This is a genomic window from Bosea sp. (in: a-proteobacteria), from assembly GCA_023910605.1.
In the GTDB taxonomy this organism is placed as follows: Bacteria; Pseudomonadota; Alphaproteobacteria; order Rhizobiales; family Beijerinckiaceae; genus Allobosea.
Genome location: JAAVVV010000001.1, coordinates 1,418,189 through 1,444,574 on the forward strand (window position 1 = coordinate 1,418,189; position 26,386 = coordinate 1,444,574).

General features: G+C 65.8%; 22 protein-coding genes and 1 pseudogene. 10 read left to right on the forward strand and 13 right to left on the reverse strand.

Translation table 11 applies throughout. The features are described 5' to 3' along the window. The first annotated feature begins 16 nt into the window (after positions 1–16). The 4 genes from HEQ16_06920 to HEQ16_06935 all read left to right on the forward strand — a co-directional run bounded on the left by HEQ16_06920 (position 17) and on the right by HEQ16_06935 (position 2,120). Entirely contained in the window at positions 17–787 is a 771-nt protein-coding gene (locus tag HEQ16_06920; protein MCO4053773.1) for an SDR family oxidoreductase, read from the forward strand. Positions 788–827: 40 nt separating this feature from the next. Continuing rightward, on the forward strand, positions 828–1,301 hold the full coding sequence (locus HEQ16_06925) for an NUDIX domain-containing protein (protein MCO4053774.1): 474 nt from the start codon (positions 828–830) through the stop codon (positions 1,299–1,301). A gap of 53 nt (positions 1,302–1,354) precedes the next feature. After that, positions 1,355–1,732, forward strand: coding sequence for a TIGR02301 family protein (locus HEQ16_06930; protein MCO4053775.1), 378 nt, complete (start codon positions 1,355–1,357; stop codon positions 1,730–1,732). 118 nt (positions 1,733–1,850) lie between these two features. After that, on the forward strand, positions 1,851–2,120 hold the full coding sequence (locus tag HEQ16_06935; protein ID MCO4053776.1) for a hypothetical protein: 270 nt from the start codon (positions 1,851–1,853) through the stop codon (positions 2,118–2,120). A 54-nt stretch (positions 2,121–2,174) separates the two neighbouring features. On the opposite strand, the gene HEQ16_06940 is transcribed toward HEQ16_06935, so the two are convergent. Then, the gene (locus HEQ16_06940; GenBank protein MCO4053777.1) at positions 2,175–3,602 is read right to left on the reverse strand and encodes an amidase; all 1,428 of its coding nucleotides are present in this window, start codon (positions 3,600–3,602) and stop codon (positions 2,175–2,177) included. Positions 3,603–3,811: 209 nt separating this feature from the next. Here HEQ16_06940 and HEQ16_06945 point away from each other — a divergent pair, with 209 nt between their 5' ends. Further along, the gene (locus HEQ16_06945) at positions 3,812–5,191 is read left to right on the forward strand and encodes an aspartate aminotransferase family protein (protein ID MCO4053778.1); all 1,380 of its coding nucleotides are present in this window, start codon (positions 3,812–3,814) and stop codon (positions 5,189–5,191) included. A gap of 81 nt (positions 5,192–5,272) precedes the next feature. Here HEQ16_06945 and HEQ16_06950 read toward each other — a convergent pair whose 3' ends face one another. Next, positions 5,273–7,069, reverse strand: coding sequence for a DEAD/DEAH box helicase (locus tag HEQ16_06950; protein MCO4053779.1), 1,797 nt, complete (start codon positions 7,067–7,069; stop codon positions 5,273–5,275). 424 nt (positions 7,070–7,493) lie between these two features. On the opposite strand from HEQ16_06950, the gene aceB reads away from it, so the two are divergent. The 3 genes from aceB to HEQ16_06965 all read left to right on the forward strand — a co-directional run bounded on the left by aceB (position 7,494) and on the right by HEQ16_06965 (position 12,542). Further along, positions 7,494–9,110, forward strand: coding sequence for a malate synthase A (gene aceB / locus HEQ16_06955; protein MCO4053780.1), 1,617 nt, complete (start codon positions 7,494–7,496; stop codon positions 9,108–9,110). Between the two features lie 207 nt (positions 9,111–9,317). After that, the gene (locus HEQ16_06960) at positions 9,318–11,405 is read left to right on the forward strand and encodes a response regulator (GenBank protein ID MCO4053781.1); all 2,088 of its coding nucleotides are present in this window, start codon (positions 9,318–9,320) and stop codon (positions 11,403–11,405) included. A gap of 156 nt (positions 11,406–11,561) precedes the next feature. Beyond that, positions 11,562–12,542, forward strand: a complete 981-nt coding sequence (locus tag HEQ16_06965) for a GNAT family N-acetyltransferase (GenBank protein MCO4053782.1) — start codon at positions 11,562–11,564, stop codon at positions 12,540–12,542. A 27-nt stretch (positions 12,543–12,569) separates the two neighbouring features. On the opposite strand, the gene HEQ16_06970 is transcribed toward HEQ16_06965, so the two are convergent. The 11 genes and pseudogenes from HEQ16_06970 to HEQ16_07020 all read right to left on the reverse strand — a co-directional run bounded on the left by HEQ16_06970 (position 12,570) and on the right by HEQ16_07020 (position 23,646). Continuing rightward, positions 12,570–14,624 carry a M3 family metallopeptidase gene (locus HEQ16_06970; GenBank protein ID MCO4053783.1) on the reverse strand — a complete coding sequence of 685 codons (2,055 nt, stop codon included), beginning with the start codon at positions 14,622–14,624 and terminating at the stop codon, positions 12,570–12,572. A 78-nt stretch (positions 14,625–14,702) separates the two neighbouring features. Beyond that, a pseudogene (locus HEQ16_06975) lies at positions 14,703–15,344 on the reverse strand (NUDIX hydrolase). A gap of 32 nt (positions 15,345–15,376) precedes the next feature. Continuing rightward, positions 15,377–16,294: a PhzF family phenazine biosynthesis protein gene (locus tag HEQ16_06980; protein ID MCO4053784.1), complete on the reverse strand. Its 918-nt coding sequence runs from the start codon at positions 16,292–16,294 to the stop codon at positions 15,377–15,379. 98 nt (positions 16,295–16,392) lie between these two features. After that, positions 16,393–17,508 carry an endonuclease gene (locus tag HEQ16_06985; GenBank protein MCO4053785.1) on the reverse strand — a complete coding sequence of 372 codons (1,116 nt, stop codon included), beginning with the start codon at positions 17,506–17,508 and terminating at the stop codon, positions 16,393–16,395. Between the two features lie 27 nt (positions 17,509–17,535). Continuing rightward, on the reverse strand, positions 17,536–17,865 hold the full coding sequence (locus tag HEQ16_06990) for a hypothetical protein (GenBank protein MCO4053786.1): 330 nt from the start codon (positions 17,863–17,865) through the stop codon (positions 17,536–17,538). Between the two features lie 45 nt (positions 17,866–17,910). Continuing rightward, complete coding sequence (locus HEQ16_06995) at positions 17,911–18,048, reverse strand: helix-turn-helix domain-containing protein (protein MCO4053787.1); 138 nt, start codon at positions 18,046–18,048, stop codon at positions 17,911–17,913. A 111-nt stretch (positions 18,049–18,159) separates the two neighbouring features. Continuing rightward, positions 18,160–19,788, reverse strand: coding sequence for a restriction endonuclease (locus HEQ16_07000; GenBank protein MCO4053788.1), 1,629 nt, complete (start codon positions 19,786–19,788; stop codon positions 18,160–18,162). Positions 19,789–19,887: 99 nt separating this feature from the next. Beyond that, entirely contained in the window at positions 19,888–20,343 is a 456-nt protein-coding gene (locus HEQ16_07005) for a ribose ABC transporter (GenBank protein ID MCO4053789.1), read from the reverse strand. A 223-nt stretch (positions 20,344–20,566) separates the two neighbouring features. Next, entirely contained in the window at positions 20,567–20,776 is a 210-nt protein-coding gene (locus HEQ16_07010) for a hypothetical protein (GenBank protein MCO4053790.1), read from the reverse strand. Positions 20,777–20,878: 102 nt separating this feature from the next. Continuing rightward, the gene (locus HEQ16_07015; GenBank protein MCO4053791.1) at positions 20,879–22,432 is read right to left on the reverse strand and encodes a GTPase domain-containing protein; all 1,554 of its coding nucleotides are present in this window, start codon (positions 22,430–22,432) and stop codon (positions 20,879–20,881) included. A 2-nt stretch (positions 22,433–22,434) separates the two neighbouring features. Beyond that, positions 22,435–23,646, reverse strand: coding sequence for a hypothetical protein (locus tag HEQ16_07020; protein MCO4053792.1), 1,212 nt, complete (start codon positions 23,644–23,646; stop codon positions 22,435–22,437). Positions 23,647–23,935: 289 nt separating this feature from the next. Here HEQ16_07020 and HEQ16_07025 point away from each other — a divergent pair, with 289 nt between their 5' ends. Next, on the forward strand, positions 23,936–24,955 hold the full coding sequence (locus HEQ16_07025) for an IS30 family transposase (GenBank protein MCO4053793.1): 1,020 nt from the start codon (positions 23,936–23,938) through the stop codon (positions 24,953–24,955). 65 nt (positions 24,956–25,020) lie between these two features. After that, entirely contained in the window at positions 25,021–26,139 is a 1,119-nt protein-coding gene (locus HEQ16_07030) for a Fic family protein (protein ID MCO4053794.1), read from the forward strand. The last annotated feature ends 247 nt before the right edge of the window (positions 26,140–26,386 follow it).

The window sequence follows — 26,386 nt, forward strand, 5'->3', positions numbered from 1 at the left end:
GGTCCCCGCGATGCCAATGCCGAAATTCGACTTCCCCAAGACCGAGGCCGGAAAGCGCCCGGTGATGCTGCTGACCGGCGCTTCGCGCGGGATCGGCCACGCCACGGTGATGCAGTTCGCCATGGCGGGCTGGCGCATCCTCTCGTGCTCGCGCCAGGCCTTCTCGGACAAGTGCCCCTGGCCGTCGGGCGCCGACGATCATGTCCAGATCGATCTGGCCGATCCGGTGGACACCGAGCGGGGCATAGGCGAGATCCGGCGCCGGCTCGAGACCGAGGGCGGCAAGCTCAATGCGCTCGTGAACAATGCCGGCATTTCGCCCAAGGGGCCGGGTGGCGCGAGGCTGGGCGCAGCTGGCACCTCCTTCAATGACTGGAGCCGCGTGTTCCAGGTCAATTTCTTCGCTCCCATCATGCTGGCGCGGGGCCTGTTCAGCGAGCTCAAGGCCGGCGGCGGCGCCATTGTCAACGTCACCTCGATCGCCGGCACGCAGGTCCATCCCTTCGCGGGCGCGGCCTATGCCACGTCCAAGGCGGCGCTCGCCTCGCTGACCCGCGAGATGGCGTCCGATTTCGGGCCGCACGGCATCCGGGTCAACTCCATCTCCCCGGGCGAGATCGACACCTCCATCCTCTCCCCCGGCACCGACAAGATCGTCGAGAAGCTGCCGCTCAGGCGTCTGGGCAAGACCGAAGAAGTGGCGAAGGCGATCTATTTCCTGTGCACCGACGCCTCGTCCTATGTCACGGGCGCGGAACTGCACATCAACGGCGGCCAGCACGTCTGAGCGAGGGGGCCGGCAGTCGCGCGAGCGCTGCGGCGAGAACATGGCCGAGGGTCTGCGCCTCATCCGCTTTCCCCACACGGCCCGCGCTGCGGCCAGGCCCGTGCTCGCCGCATCCGTCGCCGCGTTCCGGGCGGATGGCCGCGTCATCCTGGCCACGCGCACCAGCCCGCCTGCGGCCGATGTCTGGTCGCTGCCGGGCGGCAAGGTGGAGAGCGGCGAGACGCTCGAAGAGGCCGCCTTGCGCGAGCTTGCGGAGGAGGTGGGGGTCAGCGCCCGCATAATCGGCTTCAACCGGCATGTCGAGATCATTCATCGCGATGGCGACGGCGCGGTCAGCCACCATTTCGTCGTCGCCTCCTTCGTGGCGAACTGGCTTTCCGGCGAGCCCGCGACCGGGCCTGAAGCCGGCGCCGTGATGTGGGCCGATCCGTTCAGCCTCGGCGGTCTCGCCACCACCCGCCAGCTTGGTGAGGTGCTGCGCGCGGCCCATGCCATCTGGGAGCGCGGCGGGTGATCCGCCGCGCCCTGTCATGGCGGGTCGCCCTGGCCGCAGCGCTGGCCCTTGCGATGCCCGCGCTGGCCCAGCAGCGAGCCCAACCGCCGGCGCAGACGCCAGCCCCGCCGGCGCAGGCAGAGCCGCTGCCCACCGTCTATGAGCCTGACATGCTCAGGTTGGCGGAGATCATGGGCTCTCTGGCCTTTCTGCGTCAGCTTTGCGGCGGCTCCGAAGCCGCTGAATGGCGCGCACGCATGGCCGAACTGATCGATGCCGAAGGCGTCACCGAGGGCCGGCGCGACCGACTCGCCGGGGCCTTCAACCGCGGGTTCCGCGCTTTCGCGCTGACCTATCGCAGTTGCACCCCTGCCGCGATCGAGGCGTCGGAGCGCCTTTCGGCGGATGGTCGCCGGCTCTCGCGCGGCCTTGCCGGGCGCTTCGGCGGGTGAGGGGGCTGCGGACAAAGCCTTGTCCACAGTTTAACCACCGGCGTTAACCTTCCTTAAAGGGTTTGCTGGCGCGCGCATCGTTAACGCCTTAACCCTGTCGCTGCCGAGTGAAACGCCCATGTCAAACGCGACGAACGACGAAACCGAATCCACGCGCGCCGATGACGACGCCGCCGACCTGCGGCGAATCGCGGTTACCTATGTCGACGAGGCCTTCGCCACAGGGCGCCATGAGGGGCTCGACAGCGACAGCCTGGCCCATGCGGCGCTGTTCGCGGCCTTTCGCGATCTCGTTGCCACCTATGGCGAGGATGCGACCGCCGTCTTCGCCGAGACGCTGCCCGCCAAGATCAAGGCCGGCGCCTACACCATCTCCACCCGTCACTGACACCGGCCGGGCCGGGCCGGGCTGCGCCAGCGCTCATCTGGCTCTGACCTCGCCTCAGCGGTGGCGGACCACGGGGTCCACCACGGCGCCCGTGCCAAGGCCGAGGATCTGCTCGAGCGCCAGCGACGCCGCGAGCAGCCGCCCTTCGTCGCGCGGGCGCGCCACGATCTGCAGCCCGATCGGGCGGCCATCGGCGAGCTGGCCAGCCGGCAGCGACAGGGCTGGGCAGCCGACCAGCGTGAAGGCATAGGCGATCGCCAGCCACTCGACATAATTGCCGAAGGTCACACCGTTGCACTCCGCCACATAGCGGTTCTCGACCGGATAGGCCCCGACGATGGTGGCCGGGGTGCAGATGATGTCGAAGGTCTGGAAGAAGGCGAGCATCCGCCTGTGCATCGCCGCGCGCGCATGCTCTGCCCTCAGTATGTCCGCGCAGCCGAGCTTCAGCCCCTGCTCGATGTTCCAGATCACCTCCGGCTTGAGCTTGTCCCGGTGGCTGTCGAGCAGCGCCTTCTTGGAGATGGCGAAGCTGCGTCCGCGCAGCACCTGGAAGGCGTCATGGGCCTCCGAGAAATCCGGGTGCGCCTCCTCCACGATGGCGCCGAGTTCGGCAAAGCGCATCGCCGCGCGGCGCGTCACGTCCGCGACCTCGGGGTCCACCGGCGTGATGCCGAGATCGGTTGACCACGCCACGCGCTTCGGCCTCCAGCCCGAGCGGGCCTGGGTGAGGAAGGATGTTTCGGGCTTGGGCAGCGCCATGGGGTCGCGCACATCCTCGCCTGCGAGCACGTCGAGGAACAGCGCCACATCCTCGACAGTGCGCGCCATAGGCCCCTCCACAGAGAGCCGGCCCATGATTTCCTGACCCGGATCGGTGGCCACGCGCCCCCATGAGGGCCTGAGGCCCACGATGCCGTTGAAGCTGGCGGGATTGCGCAGGGATCCGCCGAGATCCGAGCCATGCGCCAGCCAGGCCATGCCGGTCTTGAGCGCGACGGCCGCACCGCCCGAAGACCCCGCCGCCGACAGCCGCGTGTCGCAAGGGTTGCGCGTGGCGCCGAAGACCTCGTTGAAGGTGTTCGCGCCCGCGCCGAACTCGGGCGTGTTCGACTTGGCGTAGATCAGCCCGCCCTCGGCCTCGAGCCGCTCGACCAGCGGATCGGACGTCTCCGGCACGAAATCGGCGAAGATGGGCGAGCCATAGGTGGTGCGCACGCCCTTGACCTCGGTGAGGTCCTTGATGGCGACGGGCAGGCCGCACAGCGCGCCCCGGTCCTGCCACGGCTGCGCGAGAAGCGCCGTGGCTGCGGCCCGCGCCCTGTCGAAGGCCAGCGTCGGCAGGGCGTTGACGGCGCCGTCCACCTCCGCGATGCGGGCCTCCAGCGCGTCGAGCAGGTCATGGGGAGAAATCGCCCCGATCTTCAGCAGTTCGACGAGGTCGGTGGCGGAGCGGTTGATGAGCGTCATGTTGGCTGGCATGGGCAGTCCCTGTTCGATGTGCCGAACCTAGGGCTTCCCGCCGCGCCGTCAAAGGGCCGTGTCCTCATGGGCATATGCAGGGCCGCGCATGTTCCGGCCAGAACGCGGGATCGCTACGCAAGAAATTACGGCCCGCTCCGCATTCGCCGGGGTTGTGCCCGGCGCGCCTTGCGGCCCACAATAGGGAAAATCAAGGGAAGCCATCCATCATGCTCACCAATGCACAGGTCCGGGACATCGAGACCCTCGTCCATCCCTACACCAACCTCGCCGCACATCGGGAGGTCGGTCCGCTCGTGCTGGATCGCGGCAGCGGCGTGCGCGTCTATGACAGCGCCGGGCGCGACTACATCGAGGGCATGGCGGGGCTGTGGTGCACCTCGCTCGGCTATTCCAACGCCGAGCTGGTCGAGGCGGCGCGCGAGCAGATGTCGAAGCTGCCCTTCACCCACCTGTTCTCGGGCCGCAGCCATGATCCGGCGATCGAGCTGGCCGAGAAGCTCAAGGAGATCGCGCCCATGCCGACCTCCAAGATCTATTACGGCTCATCGGGCTCGGACGCCAACGACACCCAGGTCAAGCTCGTCTGGTATATGAACAATGCGCTGGGCCGCCCGAAGAAGAAGAAGATCATCGCAAGGCTCAAGGGCTATCACGGCGTCACGGTGGCTTCAGCCTCGCTGACGGGTCTGCCCTACAATCATGTCGATTTCGACCTGCCGATACAGGGCGTCCTGCACACCTCCTGCCCGCATCACTACCGCTTCGCCGAGCCGGGCGAGACCGAGGAGGCGTTTTCCGCGCGGATGGCTGCGGAGCTCGAGGAGATGATCCTGCGCGAGGGCCCTGACACGGTGGCCGCCTTCATAGCCGAGCCGGTGATGGGCGCGGGCGGCGCGATCACCCCGCCGAAGGGCTACTTCGAGGCGATCCAGACGGTGTGCGCGCGCCATGACGTGCTGATGATCTCTGATGAGGTCATCACCGGCTTCGGCCGCACGGGCGAGTGGTTCGGCTGCACGGCCGTCGGCTACAAGCCTGACACGCTCTCCTGCGCCAAGGCGCTGACCTCCGCCTATTTTCCGCTCAGCGCCATCTTCATCCCGGAGCATGTCAACGAGATCCTCGTCGACCAGAGCCGCAAGATTGGCACCTTCGGCCATGGCAACACCTATTCGGGCCATCCGGTGGGCTGCGCGGTCGCGCTCAAGACGCTGGAGATCTATCAGCGCGACGACATCATCGGCCATGTTCGGCGCATCAGCCCGCGCTTCCTGGCGCGGCTGGAGCGGCTGGCCGAGCATCCGCTCATCGGCGACGCGCGCGGCCTTGGCCTGATCGGCGGCATCGAGTTCGTGAAGGACAAGGCCACCAGGGAGCAGTTCGAGGCCAAGAAGGCCGTGGCGGCCAAGTCCTGCGCCTTCGCGCAGGATGAAGGGCTGATCGTGCGGCCGCTGGCAGGCGACCGCGTCGCCTTCTGCCCGCCGCTCATCATCAATGGCGACGAGATCGACGACCTGTTCGATCGCTACGAGCGCGCGCTCGGCCGCACGCTGGCCTGGGTCAGGTCCGAGGGCATGCTCGGCTGAACCGCGCGACACGGCTGGCCAGACGAAAAAGGCCCGGCGGGAAGCCGGGCCTTCATTTTGTCTCTTCGCAGGGGCCTGCTCTCAGCCGAAGCGACGGCCGCCGCCGCCCGAACGGGGACGCTGCCCCTGGGGCCGCGCTGCGGCGCGGGGCGCGCCTTCGCCGCCATTGTCAAGAAAACGTGGCAGGAAATCGCTGCGCTCGCCGCGCGGCGCACGCGGCGCATCCCGGAAGCCTGCGGCATCGCCCGCCCGCACAGGCGCCTTGGCCTGCGCCGGGGCAGCGCGGGGCCGCTCGTCACGACGGTCATCAGGGCCGCGTGCCGGGCGGTCGCCCGAAGGCCGGTCGCCGCGCGGTCTGTTTGCATGCGGCCTGTCGTCACGACGTGGCGCGCGCTCCTGGCGCGGCCCGGCCGCGGCGGCCGGCTGGTTGCTCCACGGCGCGTCATGGCTGGTGACGCCCTCGGCGCGGTCATGCCGAGGGCGGGCATCGCTGCGCGGGGCGCTGCGGGGCCGGTCGTCAAGGCGCGGGTCGGGGCGCGCCGAACGGGCGGTTCCTTCGGTGCGTGCAGATCCTGCCGTGCGGGCAGAGCGATCGGCGCGCGGCGCGGGGCCCCCGCGCTCTTCGCCGCGCCGGCCGATGCCGCGCTGTTCCTCGCGTCGTCCGCCAGCGCTGCGGCCACGGCGTGCGCCGCGCTCCTCGCGCTCGTCGGAGATGCGCTGGCCGCCCGCTGCGGCCTTGGTGAGGTCGAGGCCCTCGATCACCATCACGGGGATGGCGCGCTTGATCAGCTTCTCGACGGCCTTGAGCTTGTCGCGCTCATCGGGCGAGCACAGCGTGATCGACACGCCGACCTTGCCGGCGCGCGCGGTGCGACCGATGCGGTGGACGTAGGATTCAGGCTCGTCCGGAAGCTCGGCATTGATGACATGGCTGACATCCTGCACGTCGATGCCGCGGGCGGCGATGTCGGTGGCGACCATGATCTTGGCTTCGCCGGCCTTGAACTGCGCCAGCGCCTTCTGGCGGGCGCCCTGGCTCTTGTTGCCATGGATCACCACGGCGTTGAGGCCATACTGGTCGAGATAGTCGGTGAGCCGGTTCGCGCCATGCTTGGTGCGCGCGAACACCATGGCCCGCGTGACATCGAGGCCCGACAGGATCTTGAGCAGTGCGTCCTTCTTGGCCTGCATGGGCAGGTGCACGAGGTGCTGCGCGATGCGCTCCATCGGCACGGCCTCGGGCCTGACCTCGACCGTGATCGGATCACGCAGGAGCTTGGAGGCGATGTCGCCGATGGTCTCGGGCATCGTGGCCGAAAACAGCATCGACTGGCGCTTCGCCGGCAGCAGCGCCAGAATGCGCTTGATGTCGCGTATGAAGCCCATGTCGAGCATGCGGTCCGCCTCGTCGAGCACGAAATACTGCACCGCGGAGAGCTTGCACTGCTTCTGCTGGATCAGGTCGACAAGGCGGCCGGGCGTGGCGATCAGGATGTCGAGGCCACGGCGCAGCGCATCGATCTGCGGATTGATGCTGACGCCGCCGAAGACGCAGGCATGGGCGAAATGCTGGCCCTTGGCGAGGATCGTCACCGATTCGTGGATCTGGATGGCCAGTTCCCGTGTCGGCGCGAGAATCAGGGCGCGGGTGGTGTGGGCTTCCGGCTTGGAGCCGGCCGAGCGCAGCGCCTGCAGGATCGGCAGCACGAAGGCGGCTGTCTTGCCGGTTCCGGTCTGGGCGAGGCCGAGCATGTCGCGGCCCTGAATGAGGTGGGGAATCGCCTGGGCCTGAATGGGCGTGGGCGTGTGGAAACCGGCGAATTCGAGCGCGCGGTTGAGCGGAGCGGCAAGGCCGAACTCCGCGAAGGTCGCTGTCATGTGGAGGAGTGCTTTCGGTGTCGGCCAGTTCAGGGATTTGTCTGCTGGCGGGGGGCGGATCAGACGGTCACGCCCCGGGAAACTCGCATCTTGAGCGTCTTCACAAGGGAAGCGCCGGGCGTCTGAGTGCGAGCCAAGGCCACGCGACAACCGCGCGGCGTGAACGGCATATGGGCGCTTTGCTGCGCTGCGTCAAGGATTATCGGCGATGGGGGCCTTTGCGCCGATGCGCTGATCTCGCGGTGAAGGGCGCAGGCGTTGCGCGCCGGCCCTGCGGATCACGCCTTCTTCATCACTGCGGAACATTGTTTCCATCTCGGAAAGAGTGATCTGACCTTTGAGCCGCTACTGGATAAAGTACGTCTGCAGGATAAAGCAGTTCTGCGGCCAGCGCGCGCTGGCGACAAGCAAAGGGAGAATGACGATGTCCGCCACCCAAACCTTCGCCGCCCGCCTGCCCCAGGGCGTCGCCGTCAACGGAGCCATGGCCGCGCGCTTCGACGAGATCCTGACGCCCGAGGCTCTTGCCTTCGTCGCGGACCTGCATCGCCGCTTCGACCCCACCCGCAAGCGCCTGCTCGCCCTCCGCGCCGAACGCCAGAAGCGCTTCGACGCCGGCGAGACGCCCGATTTCCTCTCAGAAACCAGACATGTGCGCGACGGCGCCTGGAAGGTCGCCCCGATCCCGGCCGACCTGCAGGATCGCCGCGTCGAGATCACCGGCCCGACCGACCGCAAGATGGTGGTCAACGCCCTCAACTGCGGCGCCAGGGTCTTCATGACCGATTTCGAGGACGCCAACTCCCCGACATGGACCAACTGCATCGAAGGTCAGATCAACCTCAAGGATCGCTGGGACGGCAAGCTCGACTTCACCGATCCAGTGTCCGGCAAGGCCTATGCGCTCAAGCCCAACCCGGCCGTGCTGGTGGTGCGCCCGCGCGGATGGCACCTGATGGAGGCCCATGTCACGGTCGATGGCGAGGAGCTTTCCGGCTCGCTCTTCGATTTCGGCATGTATCTCTTCCACAACGCGAAGAAGCAGATCGCCCAGGGCTCCGGGCCCTATTTCTATCTGCCCAAGATGGAGAGCCATCTCGAGGCCCGCCTCTGGAACGACGTGATGGTCCATGCCCAGGCGACGCTCGGCCTCAAGCTCGGCAGCATCAAGGCCACGGTCCTGATCGAGACCCTGCCTGCCGCCTTCGAGATGGACGAGATCATCTATGAGCTGAAGGATCACATGGCCGGCCTCAACTGCGGCCGCTGGGATTACATCTTCAGCTACATCAAGAAGCTGGCCAAGAACGCCAACTACATCCTGCCGGATCGCTCGCAGGTGGTGATGAGCAAGGCCTTCCTTCAGGCCTATTCGCTGCTGCTGATCAAGACCTGCCACAAGCGCGGCGCCTTCGCCATGGGCGGCATGGCCGCGCAGATCCCGATCAAGAACAACCCGGACGCCAACGCCGCCGCCTTCGCCAAGGTCAAGGCCGACAAGGAGCGCGAGGCCGGCAATGGCCATGATGGCACCTGGGTCGCGCACCCCGATCTCGTACCGGTGGCGATGGAGGTGTTCAACCGCATGATGCCGACGCCCAACCAACTCCACGTGCTGCGCGAGGACGTGGCCGTCACGCGCGACGAACTGCTCAAGCCCCATGAAGGCACGCGCACCGAGGCCGGCTTCCGCGAGAACATCCGCGTCGGCGTGCAGTACATGGAGGCCTGGCTGCGCGGCCGCGGAGCCGTGCCCATCTACAACATGATGGAGGATGCCGCGACGGCCGAGATCTCCCGTGCTCAGATCTGGCAGTTCGTGAGGTATGGCGTCACCCTGGAGGGCGGCGTCAAGGTCACGCCGGCCTGGTTCGAGCAGGTCTATGCCGAGGAAATGGACCGCGTGAAGGGCGAGATCGGCGAAGCCGCCTTCGCCGGCGGTCGCTTCCCCGAGGCATCGCGTCTGTTCAGGGACATGTCGCTCGCGCCCGATTTCGCCGACTTCCTGACCCTGCCCGCCTACCAGATGATCAAGGGCTGAGGCAGGCCCGGCCTGGTTTGCGGCCGCAAGGCATGAGGGCCGCACCGGTCAGCGCCGGGGCGGCCTTTTTGGCATGGAAGCTGTTTCCACGATCTGGTTCACATAGCCATAACCAATTGGCTCGAATCCGGTCGACCCTTATCCTTAGGTAAAGCATTCTGCGCGGAGAGTGACGGTGTTCGTCGATCCCCAGGCAGGAGAAAGCCATTGACCAGCACGGTTCTGCTCGCGCTGCTGTGCGTCGTCTTCGCGCTCGCCGCCGGCATCGCGACCATCGCGGCCTTCATGCTGACGCGCGACCACAAGCGCCTCGAACAGCATGCCGCGGAACTGGCGGACGCCTCCGAACGGCTGAATGACCGGCTCTTCGCCGTGGCTGAGAGCGAGGAGCGCCACCGCTCGCTGATCGAGGCGCAGGGCGACCTGATCGTGCGCCGGATGCCGGATGGCGAGATCGTGTACGCCAACCATGCCTATGCCCAGCTTGCGGGCTCGACCGTCGAGGCGCTGATCGGAAGCCAGCAGGCTCCCCACCCGCTGTCATCGGCGCTTGTGGAGCAGCGCGGCGATGGCACACGCCTCGTCGACGAGCGCTTCGCGGCGCAGGATGGCGAGCGCTGGATCTCCTGGGCGGAGACCACCGTGCTCATGGCTTCGGGCGGGCTCGTGGTGCAGCGGGTTGGCCGCGACGTGACCAGCCGCGTCGCCTCCGAGCAGCAGCTCGACGAGGCCCTGGCCCATGCCAAGAGCGCAAGCGAGGCCAAGTCACGCTTCCTCGCCACCGTCAGCCACGAGTTCCGGACGCCGCTCAATGGCATCATCGGCATGGCGGACCTGCTCAGCGATACGCGGCTCGATCCGGAGCAGACCACCTATGTCCGCGCCCTGCGCACATCCGGCCACGCCCTGCTGACGCTGATCGAGGAAATTCTCGACTTCGCCAAGGTCGAAGCCGGGCGCACCACGCTATCGGAGACGCCCTTCGACCTGATCGCCCTCACCGAAGGCGTGGTCGAGCTGCTCGCGCCCAAGGCGCATGACAAGCGCCTGTCCCTGGCCATGCTGGCGGAGCCCTCCATCCCCGCGCGCGTGCTAGGCGATCCCGACCGCGTGCGCCAGATTCTCATCAACCTCGTCGGCAACGCCGTGAAGTTCACCGAAAGCGGCGGCGTTGGCGTGCGTCTGAGCGGCGCCGACGAGGGCATGATCCGCATCGTCGTCGAGGATACCGGCCCCGGCATCGCGCCGGATCGGCTCTCGGCGATCTTCGACGAATTCGAGCAGGCCGATGAGACGACGGCGCGAACCCATGGCGGCTCGGGGCTCGGCCTTGCCATCGTCAAGCGGCTGCTGCCGCTCATGTCGGGCTCGATCGAGGTTGACAGCCGCCCCGGCGAAGGGTCGGTTTTCTCCGTCACGCTCGCGCTCAGGGATGGCGGCGGCGAGCGGCCCGCTCCGCCCGCCGATCGTCCGCCGCTGACGGCGCTCATCGTGTCGGCCGCGCCGTTCGAGGTGGACTATCTGTCGCGGATCATCGCCTCGGCCGGATCCACCATCCTGCGCACGCCCGATCCGGCGCGGGCGCAGGCCATGCTGCTCGAGCAGCATCTCGACGTCATGCTTGTCGATCTCGCCATCGGCTCGGAGAGGGCGCGCGAACTGGCGATTCTCGCGCGGGCTGCTGGCGTGGCGCGGCGGATCATCATCCTTTCTCCTTTCGAGCGCCGCAGCTTCGGCGCCCCGGCCGCCGCCGGCTTCGACGGCTTCCTCGTCAAGCCCGTGCGCGGGCGCTCCTTGCTCGCCCAGCTGCGGGGCGATCGCGTGCGCGCGGCGGTCGACCCGGCCAACGCCGAGGAGGCCGAGGCATCGCCGGCCCCGCTGCGCCCGCGTGTGCTGCTGGCGGAGGATAACGAGATCAACGCCCTTCTTGCGCGCCAGACTCTCGAGAAACTGGGTGCAGACCCCGTCTGGGCGCAGAACGGTCAGGAAGCCGTGTCCCTGATGATGCAGTCGCTGGCGGGCGAGGCGCCGCCCTTCGCGCTCGGCGTGTTCGACGTGCGCATGCCCATCATGGACGGGCTCAAGGCGGCCCGCACCATCCGCGAGGAAGAGAGCGCCATGGCGGCCATGCACCGGCTGCCGCTGATCGCCGTCACCGCAAATGTCTCGGCCGAGGATCGCCAGGCGGCGATGGCGGCAGGCTTCGATGATTGCCTGCCCAAGCCCCTTGTGCGCGATCAGCTCGCGCTGTGGCTCAAGCTCGCCGTCGACCCGGCGCAGAACGTGGTGGCCTGAACGGCGCAGCCGCCGGCGCGTGGCGTGCAGGCCACGGCCATCCACTGTCATCGCAGTGTCGCATCTGTGTCATGGCGCTGATCCTGGCCTATGTAGAGTGCATGACAGTCCGGCTCATGGGGGGAATCAGCTCCCGCCTCTGGTCGGCTCCTGCCAATGGACCTTGCGAATCCCATGCTCGACGGCGCTCTTTCTCCTTCTCCAGACACGCCACCCCCAAAAGGATTGGCTATTGGCAACCGCTTGTTCCGGCCGGTGCCGCCATTCCTTGATCCGCGCGTCCTGGCTTCTTTCATGCCGCACCCCGGCCTGGCGGGCATGGCGCGGCCTGTGCTGGGCCGAAGCGGCACGCTCACCATCCGGCTTGCGCGGAGCCGGCAGGATGTGCGCCGCGCCCAGCGCCTGCGCTATCAGGTCTTTCACGAGGAGATGGGCGCCGCTCCGGACGCGCGCTGCCGGTTCCTGCGCCGCGACATCGATGGCTTCGATGCGCCGTGCGATCACCTGCTCGTCGAGGACACCGCCCGGCTGGACCACAGGCCCGGCCGCAGGCCGCGCCCGCTGGTGGTGGGCACCTACAGGCTTCTAAGGCAGGAGCGGGCCGGGCCCGCAGGCTTCTATTCTCAGGGCGAGTTCGACGTGGCGGCGCTTGTCGCGCGCCATCCGGGCAAGCGCTTCCTCGAACTGGGCCGCTCCTGCGTCCTCGCCGATTACCGCACGCGCAAGACAGTCGAGCTGCTCTGGCACGGGATCTGGAGCTATGTCCGCCGCCACGGCATCGACGTCATGTTCGGCTGCGCCTCGCTTGAGGGCACCGATCCTGCCGCCTTCCGCGAGAGCCTCGGCTTCCTCCATCACCACGCCCGCGCCGAAGGCGAGTGGCACGCGCGCGCCCATCCCGCGGCCTATGTTGCGATGGATGCGGTCAGCGCAGATGCGATCGATGGCAAGGCCGCGCTCCGTGCCCTGCCGCCGCTGTTGAAGGGCTACCTCAGGCTTGGCGCGCGCTTCGGCGAGGGCGCGGTGATCGATCCGCAGTTTGGCACCACCGATGTGCTGGTGATCCTGCCCGTCCCGGCCATCGATCCGCGTTATGTCCACTATTACGGGCCCGACGGCGAGCGCTACGCCGCCTGACGGGGCCAGACCCCGGCCGTGTTGCGGTTACGCCGCAGCCAGCCCGCGTTTCTCCAGAAGTGCGTCGGGCGTCGGCATGCGGCCGCGAAAGGCTGTGTAAAGCTCGGCAGGATCGCGGCTGTTGCCTGCCGAATAGATGAAACGCTTGAGCCGCTCGGCCATGCCGGCATCGAAGACATCGCCCGTCTCGCGAAAGGCGTCGAACGCATCCGCATCCATCACCTCGCTCCAGAGATACGAGTAGTAGCCGGCCGAATAGCCGTCGCCCGAGAACACATGGGTGAAATGCGGCGTCTTGTGGCGCATCCCGATCTCGGCCGGCATGCCGATGCGCGCCAGCTCAGCTGCCTGGAAGGCCAGAGGGTCGATGGTGTCCTGATCCGTCAGCTCGTGGAAGGCAAGGTCCACGAGCGCGGAGGAGGTGTACTCCACCGTCGCGAAGCCCTGGTTGAAGGTTTGCGCCGCCTTGATCTTGTCCATCAGGTCTTGCGGCATCGGCTCGCCCGTCCCGGCATGGATGCAATAGCGGCCCATCACCTCGGGCGTCGAGAACCAGTGCTCATAGAGCTGCGAGGGCAACTCGACGAAATCACGGGAGACAGATGTGCCCGACACCGACGGGTAGGTCACGTCCGAGAGCAGCCCGTGCAGCGCGTGGCCGAACTCGTGGAACAAGGTGCGCGCATCGTCGAGAGAGAGCAGCGCCGGCTGGCCTTCGGCCGGCTTGGCGAAGTTGCAAACGTTGACGATGATGGGCCGCACCTCGCCATCGAGCTTGTCCTGCCGGCGATAGGCGCTCATCCAGGCGCCGGAACGCTTCGATGGCCGCGCGAAGTAATCGCCGACGAACAGGCCGATGTGCCGCCCGCCAGTCTCGCTCACCTCCCAGATCCGCACGTCGGGATGGTAGCCCTCAAGGTCGGGCCGCGCGGTGAAGACGAGGCCGAAGAGCCGCGTCGCGCAATCGAACGAGGCATCGATTATGCGGTCCAGCTGCAGATACGGCTTGAGCGTGGCCTCATCGAGCGCGAAGCGCGCGCTGCGCACCTTCTCGGCATAGTAGTGCCAGTCCCAGGCCGCGATCGGCTCGCTCTGGCCTTCGCTGCGGGCCAGCGCCGCCAGGTCGGCGGCCTCTTTCGCGGCTTGGCGCCGGGCCGGCGCCCACACCAGTTCGAGCAGACCGCGCACCGCGACGGGCGTCCTGGCCATGCTGCTGTCGAGCTTCAGCGCCGCGAAATTCTCATATCCAAGAAGCCGTGCCTTCTCCGCGCGCAGTCGCACCATTTCGGCCACGACCGCGCGGTTGTCCGACTCGCCGCCATTGGCGCCGCGCGCATCCCAGGCTCGACGGGCCTTCTCGCGCAGGTCGCGGCGCGAGGAGAAGGTCAGGAAGGGCTCGATGATCGAGCGTGGCAGCGTCACCGCGTGCCTGCCCGGATGGCCGCGGTCGGTTGCGGCCTTGGCCATGGCGGCTTTGAGAAAACCGGGCAGGCCAGCGAGGTCGGCCTCGTGCTCCAGGATCAGCGCATAGCTTGCCTCGTCCTTCAGCACATTCTGCGAGAAGGTGGTGCCGAGCGTGGAAAGCCGTTCGTTGATGGCCTTCAGCCGGGTCTTGTCCGCCTCGTCGAGGCGCGCGCCCGAGCGCACGAAGCCCTTGTATGTGAGATCGAGCACGCGGGCCTGCTCAGGCGACAGATCGAGGCCGGGCGCCTGCGCGTGCAGCGCATCCAGCCGGGCGAACAGGGCCGCGTTCATGCCGATCGAGGACCAGTGGCGCGCCATCACCGGCGCCATTTCGCGCTCGATGGCCTGTAGCGCCTCGTTCGTGTCCGCGCCCGCCAGATTGTAGAAGACGCCCGAAACACGGTCGAGCGCATCGCCCGCGCGCTCCAGAGCGTCGATCACGTTGGCGAAACTGACCGGCGCCGTCTCGGCCGCGATGGCGTCGATCTCGGCGCCATGGGCTGCAAGCGCGGCATGAAGCGCGGGCGAAAGGTGTTCGGGCCTGATCTGGGCGAAGGGAGGCAGTCCGAACGGCGTGGTCCAGGGCGCAAAGAAGGGATTGTCGGCAGGCAGCGTCATCATGGCGTTTGGCTCTCAATCCGCGGGAAGCATGTATCTCAGGAAAATCTGCATGAAGGGCGGCATGCGCTCAAGATCGATGTCGGAGGCGCGCCGTGCGACGGCAATGTCGCTGAGTTCGGCCTCGGCCTGGCCTGCCAGCCGGTCACGGATGAGCGCGCGGGCCTCGTCTGCCGGCAGATCGATGAAGACCTCGCGCAGAAAGGCAGCGCGGGTCGTGCTCACCAGCGCGTGCCAGCCATCGGCGAGCGTCACGTCGCCCGGTGCCAGACCCGTCTCCTCCTCGAGTTCCCGCAGGAGCGAGCCGGTCAGGTCCACGCGGCCATCGGCGGTGACATCGTTGAGATCAGGCGTGCCGCCCGGAAACCAGATCCGCCCCGCATTCACCGTGTGTCCGGCCATGACGCCCATCAAGTAGGCGCCGTCGCGGGAGCGCAGCGCGCTCAGCGCGAAGCCGTTGCGGATTCCGGCCTCGGGCGCATCCGGCTGGCTGCCCCTGACCCACGCCATGAAGCTCGCGTAATCGGTCTGGAAGTAGTCCGCGCGAAAGATGTCGCCATCGACGAAACCCCGGCGCTGGAGCAGAACCTGCCCGTTGAACGTGGCAGGCTTGGACGCCTTCAGCGCTGCCCAATGCGTCGCGATCTCCTGCTTGCGCTCGGTGGCGAAAGGCCAGTCATAGGCCGCAAGCCTCGCGTCAATGCCGGCGAGGGCATGGATCGTATAGGTTTCCTTGTCCTTGCCGTCGTGGCTCACAGACGCAACAGGCCTTCGCTGACCAGCACGGCCGAGCCCCCGATCGCCGCTTTGACGAGCTTGCCCTTCTCGACCGTGAGATGCAGCTCGATCTGGCTCGGCCGGCCCATCTCGAAGCCTTGCTCGACGATCATGCTGTGCTGGCCATCCTCGGGCGCATCGAACGCCATGACCACGCCTGCAAAGGCCGCCACGGCGGAGCCGGTCGCCGGGTCCTCGTGCAGGCCCATCGAAGGCGCGAACATGCGGCCGCGGTAGCGCGCTGCCGAGCCCTCGGGCAGTGCGGTGTAGACGAACGCGTTGGGGTGGCCATCGGGCCTGATGCCCACCCAATGCGACAGGTCCGGCACCGCGCGCGCCAGCGCATCCAGGCCGCTGACCGGAACGAAGGTGAAGCCGACACCGGCGGACTGAACCGTGGCGCGATGCTTGCCGAAGCCCGGCCTCTCGAAGCCGATGTCGCCAGGCTTCAGCGAGATGGCCTGCGCCAGCGCGATGTCATGGGCGGCCTCGCCCTCCTCGAAAGGCAGGCGCGGCAGCGAGAACACGGCCTTGCCCAGCGCGCCGCTTTCGATCTCCACGGAGCAGGGCACGAGCCCCACCTTCTCCTCGAGATCGAAGGCGACATGCCCGTGCTGGCCGCCATGGTCGCGGATGCCCAGCAGCACCGCAGTGCCGACGGTGGGATGGCCGGCGAAGGGCAGTTCGCGCGCCGGCGTGAAGATGCGCAAGGACGCGCGCGACTTCACGTCCTGCGGCGGGCGCACGAACACCGTCTCGGACAGGTTGAACTCACGCGCGATGGTCTGCATGGCGTGATCGTTGAGGCCCTCGCTGTCGAGCACGACCGCGAGCGGATTGCCGGCCAGCGCGGTGCGGGTGAAGACATCGAGTGTGACGAAACGGCGGCTCATGGCGGCAACTCCCCTGATGCGCTGTCGTACCACGGGTAGAGGATCAGGCCCGCCATGGCCAGCGCAAACGCGCCTTCCCGCCGGCTGCGGCCCGCAGCTCAGCCCTTGGGAATGGTCAGTTCCACCACCACCGGGCAATGGTCCGACGCCTTGGGGCGGTCCCAGCCCACGCGCGGATAACGGTCGGCGGTTCCGGACAGCGTCCCGATCGAGCGATCCCCGGCGCGCGGGTCAAGCGGCACGCGGTAGGGCTGCCCTCGCCGGATGATGTCGATGCGCGGGCTGGGGTTCTCGGCTGCGAGCGCAGGCGACAGCAGCACATAATCGAGCGGCATGTGCTGCTCGCGCAGCGCGCCTTCGCTCTCGCTCCACCAGCGGCGGAAATGCGTCCAGCGCTCATGCTCGGGCAGCGCCGCGAGCGGATCCACCGCGAACCGGTCGAGCAGCGGCTCGATGCCGCTCGGGCCCTCATCCTGAAGCTTGCCCAGTGGCCCGATGCCATGGCGAAAGCCGTTGAGATCGCCCGCGACGATCCAGTTCGCCTCGCGCCAGGCCGGCCCGAAATGGCGCTTGACGATGCGCGTCACGGCAAGGGCTTCCGCCCGACGGATCGGCAGCGTGTTGCGCCGCCCGTCATCGGAGCCGTCATTCATGGATTTGAGGTGGCACAGGAAAAGGGCCAGGCTTCGGTCCGGCCAGGCGAGCCCTGCCATCAGGCAATCGCGCGAGAACACCCTGTCATGCGGTTTGATGTCAAGGTCAGCCAAGGCGCGGTCGAACACGTCGAGCTCGGCGAAGCTCGCCTCGGCATGGCTCGTCACCGTGATCTGGGAGGGGGCGATGAGATCGCGCCGCGCCGCGAAGGCCACCTCTATCCCGCGCCGGTCATTGCCGTCGCGCACGGCAAAATGGCCATAGCGATGGTCCGAAAGCCGGTGCACGTAATTGGCGAAGAAGGCTTGCAGGCTGGCGAGCGAGTCGATTTCCTGCAGGCACCAGATGTCGGCGGCGCCTTCGGCCATGGCGAGCGCTGTCATCTGCCGCTTGTCATCCTCCAGCGCCACGGCGAGCGACTGCTCCACCGCGGCGCGCTGGTCCGCCACCGGAAAATGGAAGAGAGACATCGCCGCCGACGTCTCGCCACGCGGCCCTGCGCCGAAGCGGTGGCGCGTGACGAGGTTCTCGACGTTGAAGGTGCCAACCCGCAGCCGCATGAGCGGGAGCCTAGCCGAGGCTGGCTGTCAGCGATAGCCGAAGCGCGACTTGGTGCCGTTGACCTGTGCGATCGCTGCGCCCTCATTGCCGGCCGCGCAGGTGGCGCGCGCCGTCGCGATCTCGGCCGAGACGCGGGCATGCACGCCGGCCGTGGTGTGGCCGGTTGCGAGGTCGTTGTCCATCACGGCCTGGAAGCGCGCCACTTCCCCCGCGCAGCCCGTGCCGGAGGGCAGCGCGAAGCTGCTGGGCGTCACGCCGGCCGGGGCGCTCGCTGCATCTGGAGCGGGCGGTGGGCTGCTGGTCGTGCAGGCGCTCAGCGCCACAGCCGTGGCAAGGGTGAGAATCAGGCGGGTCATGATCGGCTCCATTCCGTGCTGATTCTGGTACAAAGCGGCCACGCGTCAAGCTGGCCCGCCGAGCGGTGGTGTCTCAGAGCGCCCCAGATGCCCGGCTATCCAGCGACAGCTCCGACCTTCATTCAGATGCCGATGAATGGAATTGCGTTCCTCACCGCTGAGGTGATTGTAAACTTGGCCCATCAATCACCTGATAATCCGTCAGGTGATGCACTTCAAATGTGAGACGGCCAGTGCGCAATTAATTCAAGTGTACGGAACAAAATAAATCAACCATTACTGCTTCAGATACGTTCATTCTTCTGGAAAGATAATGCGGGCCTCAAAGCCGACTTCCTGTAAAAGATAGAGCAAGTTACCACCATCAATGAGTTCAATCGGCTTGTCTTTGGCAAAATCAAAAGCGCACGGTCCATACCCGCTGGTAGACACTAGAATCCCCTTGTTGGCCCCCTCGTTCATCATGGTCCCATATAGATCACGGACCGCCGACACCCCAACGGTATGCCGGTATCGCTTGGCCTGAATAACGACCTTCCCGCCTAGTACGGGGCGCCTGTCGAAGGCTACGCAATCAACGCCACCATCGCGGGAGGAGCGTGTCAGTTTGCTCTCCAATCCCATCTGCCCAAAAAGATTTGCGACAAGTTGTTCAAATTCGAAGGGCGTCAGTTCCATCAGGTTCTTTGCTGATGCGAAGCCTGACACCAAATCGGTTTGATCGACGAAACGCGCATCCGCCATCTTGAACTCGATGATCGGTTTTACCGGTTGCGCTTCTTCCGGCCGTTTCGAGACTTGGGCACCAAGGTTTCTAAGGCAAACCGCCTTGTCGACCCGTCGAAGATCAATCTGTTGGAATTTTTCGCGTGTTGTCCTCACCGAGATCAGATGCGGCTGAATATCCTGGCCGGTTGCGGGATCCACAGTATGAATGTAGCCGTTAAAGCAAATTAACTCTACATGTCCGGAGACATTTGCTTCAAAAAGCTCATGAATTGTGCGCAACGCTGTTGCTGCGATGATATCCCGGTACAGCTCTTTTATCTCTGACGCCTTGCGCGGCTTCTCGATAATCGTGTCCTGCGATCGGACATAGCGATAATCGCAATTTTCAGGCACTACTTCGCTAGTAGGTAGTTGATACTCGACGACTAGCTGTTTCGATTCGCTTGTGTAAGCGACAGAGAAAATCTGTGGAAATCCCTCAGGATATGACGACCGTTCGAGCACCATTGTCGAATAGGCTATAATCGCATTTGGCTCACCAGCCTTGTATTCTGCTTCAAACAGGTCAACCTCAGCGTTGCGTTGTGCTTTCTTTGCTTCAAAATCATGTTGATTGCGTGTATATTCAACTTGGGCGGCCTGCAATGCCGCGACCCGCTGGGTCTCTCGAATCTTCCAAGCTGAAAGTTGTTTCTTGAAATCAGCTTTCGCGGTCGCGATCTCCCGCTCATGCCGATCCTTGGCCCCTGGCACCAGCTTGCTCAGGAACGTTCTCGGAGGGGCCTTTTGGAGAAAGCCATCTATAGTAGGGGGAGGGGCTTGCGTGATCAGCGAACGAGGCGGAGAAAATCCAGTAAAATTGTTAATAATTCTAAGAGTTGAAAAATCTATTTGATCATTAATCGACAGTGTGTCAGTCAAAATAGAATTTAGTTTTTCAATTTTGTCTTCGACATCATATTTTAGATCGGAGGCTTGCTGTTCACGATCTTGAAGATATTGTTCCTTTTCGAAGCGGGCCTGTTCTTTAAGCGAACGAAGAGCCTCGCGCTCCTGTCGCGCTTCGTCTCTTAATTGTGCCCGTACATATCGATCATGTTCGTGTGCAGCCTTAACACGTGCTGCCTCGGCCTGTCTCTGCGCACGCGAGACATCGCGTGCGATCGCCATCAGAATGCTGCCTCGCCGACCCATCAGCTACCTCCCTAGCCAACCAATCAGCACATTGATTTCATAAAGGAACGCGCAAATGCAACCGCTGCTCAGCGATTATCCTGCTGCGCGGACCGCTCCTCACCCCCGCCTGGGTGGGATAACTCCCTTCTTCAAGATGAAGCAGCCATAGAAACGCGCCTCGCCGGTCTGGATGACGCAGTAGGATTTTTTGGCGCGTTCGTAAAAGGCCATGCGCTCAATGGCGCCCATGGGCATGCTCTTTTTCTCGGCCCGGTCGATCTCGCGCTGCACTTCCTGCTGAACCTTTGGAATCTCGCCGGGCGCACCGACAACCTCCATGCGCTCCGCTGGATGGTCGACGAAGCTGTCGAGCGGCATGACGGACAGGATCGCGCGGATCGCTTCCGCCGCTGTTGTATTGTCGATCCGAAGGAGCCGACCAATTTTGGTTTCACGCGCCACCGAGTCGGACGGGAAGTTCACATCCGCGATCACGAGGTCATCGCCATGGCCCATGGCGCGGAGTGCATGGAGCACATCGGCATTCAGTAGTGGATTTATGTTTTTCAGCACCTCAAAGCCTCCCCTGATGATCTCGATTCCCCTGCCAATTATCCGAAAATCGGCAAGCCGAACACAATTGGACGCCTCCGGAAATACGCTAATTTGGGCTTTGTGACAGTCCCCGTCCGAGCCGGCGCAGTATAGGGCGCTTCTGCTGCCGATTTGGCTGTTTTTGACGGCCCGATTATGGCCGTTTCGCCTGTTTTCGCCTCATGCAGGCAGAATCCGGGCATCAAGGAAAACCCATCGCTTCATGTTGAACGCCTGTTGGCGAGCGCTTCACAAGGGCCATGGCGGCCTGATGTTCAACCCGCCGCCCGCGCACGAAAATCCTGACAGTCCCCTTGTCCTCGGTCGCCATGACACGGTCGATGTTCCGCAGCCCGTCGCGCGGACCGCATTCGCTGATCGGCACATCGGTGCCGTCCGCCGGCGCGCTCACGCTTGTCGGGGCCGTCCTTGCACGCCTGATGGACCTTGGCCTTGCCGATGCCATGCAGCGCAAGCGGCGCAAGGGCGCCCCGCTTCGAGCGGCTTGCCCCTGTCAGCGGCGCACGAGGCTGGTCAGCACGCGCCCTGCGCCAAGCGTCTGCGACCAGACCTTGCCCCAGTCCAGCGAAGCCTTGTGCTCGCCGATGCAGCGCACCAGTTGCGTGCGCTTGGCCTCGCTCAGGCGCGCCATGATGCCTGCCCAGATGGCTTCGACGTTGTAGAGGCCCGCGCCTTCGTCGAGGCAGGCCGGCACCACAGCATCGGTGGAAAAGCCAAGATCGGCCGAAGCCGCCTCGATTGCCGCGCGGATCGAGGCCGCCTTCGGCGCAGGGCTGACGGCATCGAGATCGTATGGCGGCTTCCACTCCGCGAACGGCCGCAGGCGATCCACATGGCTCAGCACCAGCAGCATGGGGGGCATTCGGCGGTCCGGCCGGCGCGCGAATTCCGCCCGCAGCGCCGCGAGAGCCGCCCGGTCCGCCTCCCGGTCGGCGCGCGCCGCGTTCGTGACCCACAGGATGAAGTCGCTGCCATCGGCCTCCCCGGCGAGCCGCTGCGTCTCGTCGGGCTCGCCGGCCAGCCCGCGCGTGTCGAGCAGCAGCGTGGGCGGCTCGCCCTCGCGCGTCAGCACATGGGCGGTGACGCCCGGCGTGGTCGGCAACACGTCGACCGCGGCGCGAACCTGCCGCATCAGCGCATTGACGAGGCTCGACTTGCCGGCGCTGATCTGGCCCGCGATCAGGATGCGCAAGGGCTCGGCGGTCGCGAGAGCTTCGGCGGCGCTGGCCTGGTCGCGCTTGCTGCGCGCCGAGACATGCGTCGCCAGTTCGGCGGAGGACAGCCGGAGCCTGCCCCCGTAAAGGTCGATCGCACCGCGCCCGATCTCGAACACGAACTTGCGGGCCAGCCGCGCGCCAAGCTCCTCGCGGCCCCATTCGTAGAGGCGCCTGGTGGCCTGCTCGCGCAGTTCCTGCGTCGCGGCCGCCATGGGATTGACCACGCGCACCAGCCGCCACAGGTCGTAGGCGCGTTCCGCCACGCCGATGGCCGAGCGCCAGCGATAGAGCTTGAGCGCCTGCGCCACGGTCAGCCTGTCGCCGAGCGGCACCGAATCCGCGATGCCTGTCCTGAGCCGCCCGCTGACCCGCTCGATCAGCGCCAGCGCCTCGGGCACGGTGAAATGCCAGAGCGGCTCTGTCTGCCTGGGGTGGATTTCGTGCGCCACCGCTTCGATGGTGCGCTGCGCCAGCGCCATGAAGGCCTCACGGCTGGTGAGTTCCTCTGTCTTCACGGCCAGCGCGATTTCGGTCACGCGCGCCCAGGCAGCCAGCTCGGCCGGCGTCCAGCCCGGATCGGGCGTGCCGTCGCCGGGCGGCGGCCCGGCTGCCGTCTCGGCAGTCCCCGGAGCGGGCGCGGCGCGCGGCCCCGGCGCCCGCAGCAGCCAGCGCTGCAGGAGATAGACCCCGAGCGTCAACAGGCAACTCCCTGCGGCCCAATGCAGCGCATAGCCCTGCTGCCAGAGCCAGACGACACCCAGCGGCATGAGCGTCAGCGCCGGCACGATGAGCCCGACGCCGAGCAGCAACAGCCGCGTTCCGCGCGCCATCCTCATGGCTGGGCCTTTGACGAAGGCGTGCCCGGCCCCGTTGTGGAGGCGCGCATCCTGAACGCCTCGGCCAGCGACTGGGCGTAGACGCGCGCCACGCCGTCCGGATCGTCGATGCCGATTTTACGCCGGTTGAGGAAGTATTCCGCTGCCTTGCCCAGCGCCACGGTCGCGGCGAAGCTGGTCGCTGCGGCGGCGGCCGCCCCGGCCGTCTGGCCATAGACCGGGATGAGCTTGGCAAGCTGCCTCAGGCCCAGGCTGGCCGCCATGCGGGTGATCGTGCCGGCCCCCAGGCAGGCCGCGAACTCGCCCAGCATCTGGCGGTCCCAGGCCGCGCCGTGGATGAGGGCCAGGCTGTGCAGCATCTTGGCCTGGATGCCCGGCACGGCGACGGCGCCCGCCAGCGGCACGATGTCGGCTGCCGCAGCGGCTGCCGCATAGCCCATGATGTGCGGCTGCGCCTGCCGCTCCAGCGCCTCGCGCGGCTGGTCGAGCGCTGCCCTGAGCGCCGCAGGCGCAGCCGCCGCCAGCGCCTCCATCAACGCCGTTCGGCCAAAATCGACCGGCGCGAAGCCATCCTCATCGAGCGTGAAGTCGATGGCGGCGAACATGATCGGCCCGTCGCCGGGCATGGCCTCGAAAAGCGAGCGCTGGTGGCGCAGGGCTCGCACCAGGTCGGGCGGCACGCCCGGATTGGTGAAGCCTGCGAGATCGGAAGGAAAGGGATAGGGCTGCGGGTGGTTTGCGCCGGCGCGATAGGCTTCGTGAAGGCATGTCTGAGCGACCACGACAGGCCAGCCCGGCTGGCGCCGGCGCGCCGCGCGCACCGCCTCCAGCACCGCGCCCTGCGCCGGATCGAGCGCACGCATCACCACCAGCAGCAGGTGCGCCTGCCCCTCGCAGAAGGCGATGTCCTCGGCGGGATCATAGGCGGCCTCGCCCAGCCCCCGCGTATCGAGAAAGCGCATCACCGGCGCCTCGGCGGGAAAATCGAAGACGCGGGCCGTGCGCGTGCAGGCCCTGAACCCTGAGCCGATCTCGGCGGCGTCGGCGCCCGTGAGCTGCCGCACGATCGAGCTCTTGCCGGACTGCACCTTGCCGATCAGCCAGACCACGGGCGCAGTGGCGAGCGCCTTGCGGGCGATGGCGTCGTCCAGAGCCGCCCCGGCGCGCGGCGCGGCCACGGCCTGCCAGATGTCCGGCCATGACGGCATGGCGCGTTCAAGCCCCGCCAGGGAGAGCCCGCCACGTCCGAGCCGCTCCCGGACGCGGCTGATCGCGCCGCCAAGGCTGGTCATCCACCTCTTCGCCAAGTCCCGCCCTCTCATCGACGGCGCCACCCGCCGCACTCCTCATATGGAGTGGCTCGCTGCGCAGGCCAATGGCGTTGCGTCACGGCACGGCACGGCCAAGGGCGCAGGCGCCGGATCGCGGCTAAATGATCGGGATGCGCGGAGTGAACCGGAACCGGTGCTGCTGGCAGTGGAACCCGACGGTTGATTGATGGGCCAAGTTTACAATCACCTCAGCGGTGAGGAACGCAATTTCATTCATCGGCATCTGAATGAAGGTCGGAGCTGTCGCTGGATAGCCGGGCATCTGGGGCGCTCTGGACCGACCATATCGCGCGAGATCAAACGCAGTTCTGGCACGGCGCAAGGATATGACGCTTCCTCGGCAGCCTCTTCTTGCCGGGCCAGACGGCGGCGGGGACTGGTCAAGCTGCGCGAGGGGACGATGCTGCGCGAGTATGTGCTGAAGCACTTGCGCCTTGCATGGTCACCGCAGCAGATTTCCGGCAAGCTGAAGGCCATGAGCGATCCTGATGCGAACGGTCCTTTCTTGCCCGTTGTCAGCCACGAGACGATCTACCGGGCGATCTACGTGATCCCGCGCGGAGAGCTGCGCAAGGATCTGATCGGTTGTCTGCGCCAGGCCCACAAGACGCGCGGCGCACGCGGGCGGGGGACAAACCGGCAGGGGCGTCTGCCGGACATGGTTTCGATCCACGAACGGCCTGGAGATGCGCTCAATCGGCTCATTCCCGGCGACTGGGAGGGCGACTTCGTCAAGGGTGCCGGCAATGCCAGCGCCATCGGCACGCTGGTCGAGCGCAAGAGCCGCTACACCCTGATCGCCAGGATGAAGGATTGCGGGGCGCAGGCGGCACTGGACGGGTTCACCAAAGCCTTTGCCAAGGTGCCAAAATTGATGCGCCGCAGCCTCGCCTATGATCAGGGCAAGGAGATGGCCCGCCACAAGGAACTGACCAGCCGCCTTGGCATGCCGGTCTACTTCTGCAATCCGCACAGCCCCTGGCAGAGGCCGTCCAGCGAGAACCTCAATGGCCTCGTCCGGCAGTACCTGCCCAAGGGCATCGACCTGTCGATCTACAGCCAGCGCGATCTCGACAGGATCGCCCACAGCCTCAACACCAGACCGCGCGCCGTCCTCGGCTTCCAAATACCCGAGGAAGTCTTTATGATTGAGCTATCGAAACTCGGTGATGCACTTCAGATTTGAGACCGCCAACTCATTTCAGGCGAGATCGATTTGTCGGATGCCGAGCAACTCCTGGAAGCTGCTGAATGAGCCCGGTTCCCTATCATCTCGGCAAGTTTCCTCCGGTCGATCTTGATTGGCCACGCTTGTTGCCCTTGATCGGACCTGCGAATGCAGCAATCGCTCGTTATGACGGCGTCTTGCAAGGCGTGCCTAACCCGGATGTGCTGCTGTCGCCGCTGACTGATCAGGAAGCCGTGCTCTCCAGCCGGATCGAAGGCACCCAGGCCACTCTTGGCGAGGTGCTGGAGTTTGAAGCCGAGGGTGACCTCCTTGACGAAAGCACCCCCAAGAAAGCCGATATCCGCGAGGTGCTGAATTACCGGAAGGCGCTGCGTGAGGCCATCCACCTATTGGATGGGCTGCCACTCTCGCAAAGGCTGATCAAGAAGGTTCATGCTGTCCTGATGCAAGGGGTGCGCGGCCATAATAAGGCTCCGGGCGACTATCGCAAGATTCCCAACTGGATCGGACCAATCGGCTGCACGATTGAGAACGCACGGTTTGTGCCAACATCGGCTGATCAGCTGCCAAAGGCGATGAATGACTGGGAAACCTACATCCATTCCGATGCGCTAGACCGGCTGGTTCAGCTTGCCATCGTCCATGCTGAATTCGAGGCGATACACCCGTTCCTTGATGGCAATGGCCGTCTGGGAAGGCTAATCATCCCGCTGTTCCTGTTCAGCCACAAGCTGCTGGCGCGGCCAAACTTCTACCTGAGCGCTTATCTGGAAAGCCACCGGGACGAGTATTACGACCATCTGCTGGCCGTGTCGCGCGATGGTGACTGGACAGGATGGTGTGCGTTCTTCCTGCGCGGGATGATTGCACAGGCAGAAGAGAACCAGACCAAAGCCCAGAAAATTCTGTCGCTTTATAACGGGCGCAAAGTCTGGATTGCGGAGATCACACGTTCGCAACATTCGATGCGAGCGCTGGACTGGATGTTTCGTCGACCTGTCTTCAAGACAACGGACTTTGTTAGCAACAGCGGCATTCCAAAACCGACTGCACAACGCATTCTGCGTGAGGTGCACAAAAACGGCTTGTTGCGTGAGTTGCGCCCTGGCAGCGGTCGTCGTCCTGCGATCTTCGCGTTCAGCGAGCTGTTGAACATTGCAGAAGGCAAGGATGCTTTTTGAGTTGCACGAAATCACATCAAGCCAGTTTGCGTTTCATGAAAAGCCGTTTCGTGAGCAGCAAGCCATGTTGTTGTGAATGCGTGAGACGCAAACAAACACGATGCAAACCGCACTCACATCAAAGGGCACCCGCCGAAGCCGAGGCACGCTATTACGCTATGCTGGACGAACCAGCCATGGCCGCATAACTTGACACAATCCGCCTCCCGCAAACCGGGGGTGGTTCATACCCTCATTAAAGAGAATC

Excerpts from the sequence above, each read along its gene's own strand:
- HEQ16_06920 (MCO4053773.1), top strand. The coding sequence starts at position 17 with ATGCCGAAATTCGACTTCCCCAAGACCGAGGCCGGAAAGCGCCCGGTG.
- HEQ16_06925 (MCO4053774.1), top strand. The coding sequence starts at position 828 with ATGGCCGAGGGTCTGCGCCTCATCCGCTTTCCCCACACGGCCCGCGCT.
- HEQ16_06930 (MCO4053775.1), top strand. The coding sequence starts at position 1,355 with ATGCCCGCGCTGGCCCAGCAGCGAGCCCAACCGCCGGCGCAGACGCCA.
- HEQ16_06935 (MCO4053776.1), top strand. The coding sequence starts at position 1,851 with ATGTCAAACGCGACGAACGACGAAACCGAATCCACGCGCGCCGATGAC.
- HEQ16_06940 (MCO4053777.1), bottom strand. The coding sequence starts at position 3,602 with ATGCCAGCCAACATGACGCTCATCAACCGCTCCGCCACCGACCTCGTC.
- HEQ16_06945 (MCO4053778.1), top strand. The coding sequence starts at position 3,812 with ATGCTCACCAATGCACAGGTCCGGGACATCGAGACCCTCGTCCATCCC.
- HEQ16_06950 (MCO4053779.1), bottom strand. The coding sequence starts at position 7,069 with ATGACAGCGACCTTCGCGGAGTTCGGCCTTGCCGCTCCGCTCAACCGC.
- aceB (MCO4053780.1), top strand. The coding sequence starts at position 7,494 with ATGTCCGCCACCCAAACCTTCGCCGCCCGCCTGCCCCAGGGCGTCGCC.
- HEQ16_06965 (MCO4053782.1), top strand. The coding sequence starts at position 11,562 with ATGGACCTTGCGAATCCCATGCTCGACGGCGCTCTTTCTCCTTCTCCA.
- HEQ16_06970 (MCO4053783.1), bottom strand. The coding sequence starts at position 14,624 with ATGACGCTGCCTGCCGACAATCCCTTCTTTGCGCCCTGGACCACGCCG.
- HEQ16_06980 (MCO4053784.1), bottom strand. The coding sequence starts at position 16,294 with ATGAGCCGCCGTTTCGTCACACTCGATGTCTTCACCCGCACCGCGCTG.
- HEQ16_06985 (MCO4053785.1), bottom strand. The coding sequence starts at position 17,508 with ATGCGGCTGCGGGTTGGCACCTTCAACGTCGAGAACCTCGTCACGCGC.
- HEQ16_06990 (MCO4053786.1), bottom strand. The coding sequence starts at position 17,865 with ATGACCCGCCTGATTCTCACCCTTGCCACGGCTGTGGCGCTGAGCGCC.
- HEQ16_06995 (MCO4053787.1), bottom strand. The coding sequence starts at position 18,048 with ATGGGCCAAGTTTACAATCACCTCAGCGGTGAGGAACGCAATTCCATT.
- HEQ16_07000 (MCO4053788.1), bottom strand. The coding sequence starts at position 19,788 with ATGGGTCGGCGAGGCAGCATTCTGATGGCGATCGCACGCGATGTCTCG.
- HEQ16_07015 (MCO4053791.1), bottom strand. The coding sequence starts at position 22,432 with ATGGCGCGCGGAACGCGGCTGTTGCTGCTCGGCGTCGGGCTCATCGTG.
- HEQ16_07020 (MCO4053792.1), bottom strand. The coding sequence starts at position 23,646 with ATGCCGTCATGGCCGGACATCTGGCAGGCCGTGGCCGCGCCGCGCGCC.
- HEQ16_07025 (MCO4053793.1), top strand. The coding sequence starts at position 23,936 with ATGGGCCAAGTTTACAATCACCTCAGCGGTGAGGAACGCAATTTCATT.
- HEQ16_07030 (MCO4053794.1), top strand. The coding sequence starts at position 25,021 with ATGAGCCCGGTTCCCTATCATCTCGGCAAGTTTCCTCCGGTCGATCTT.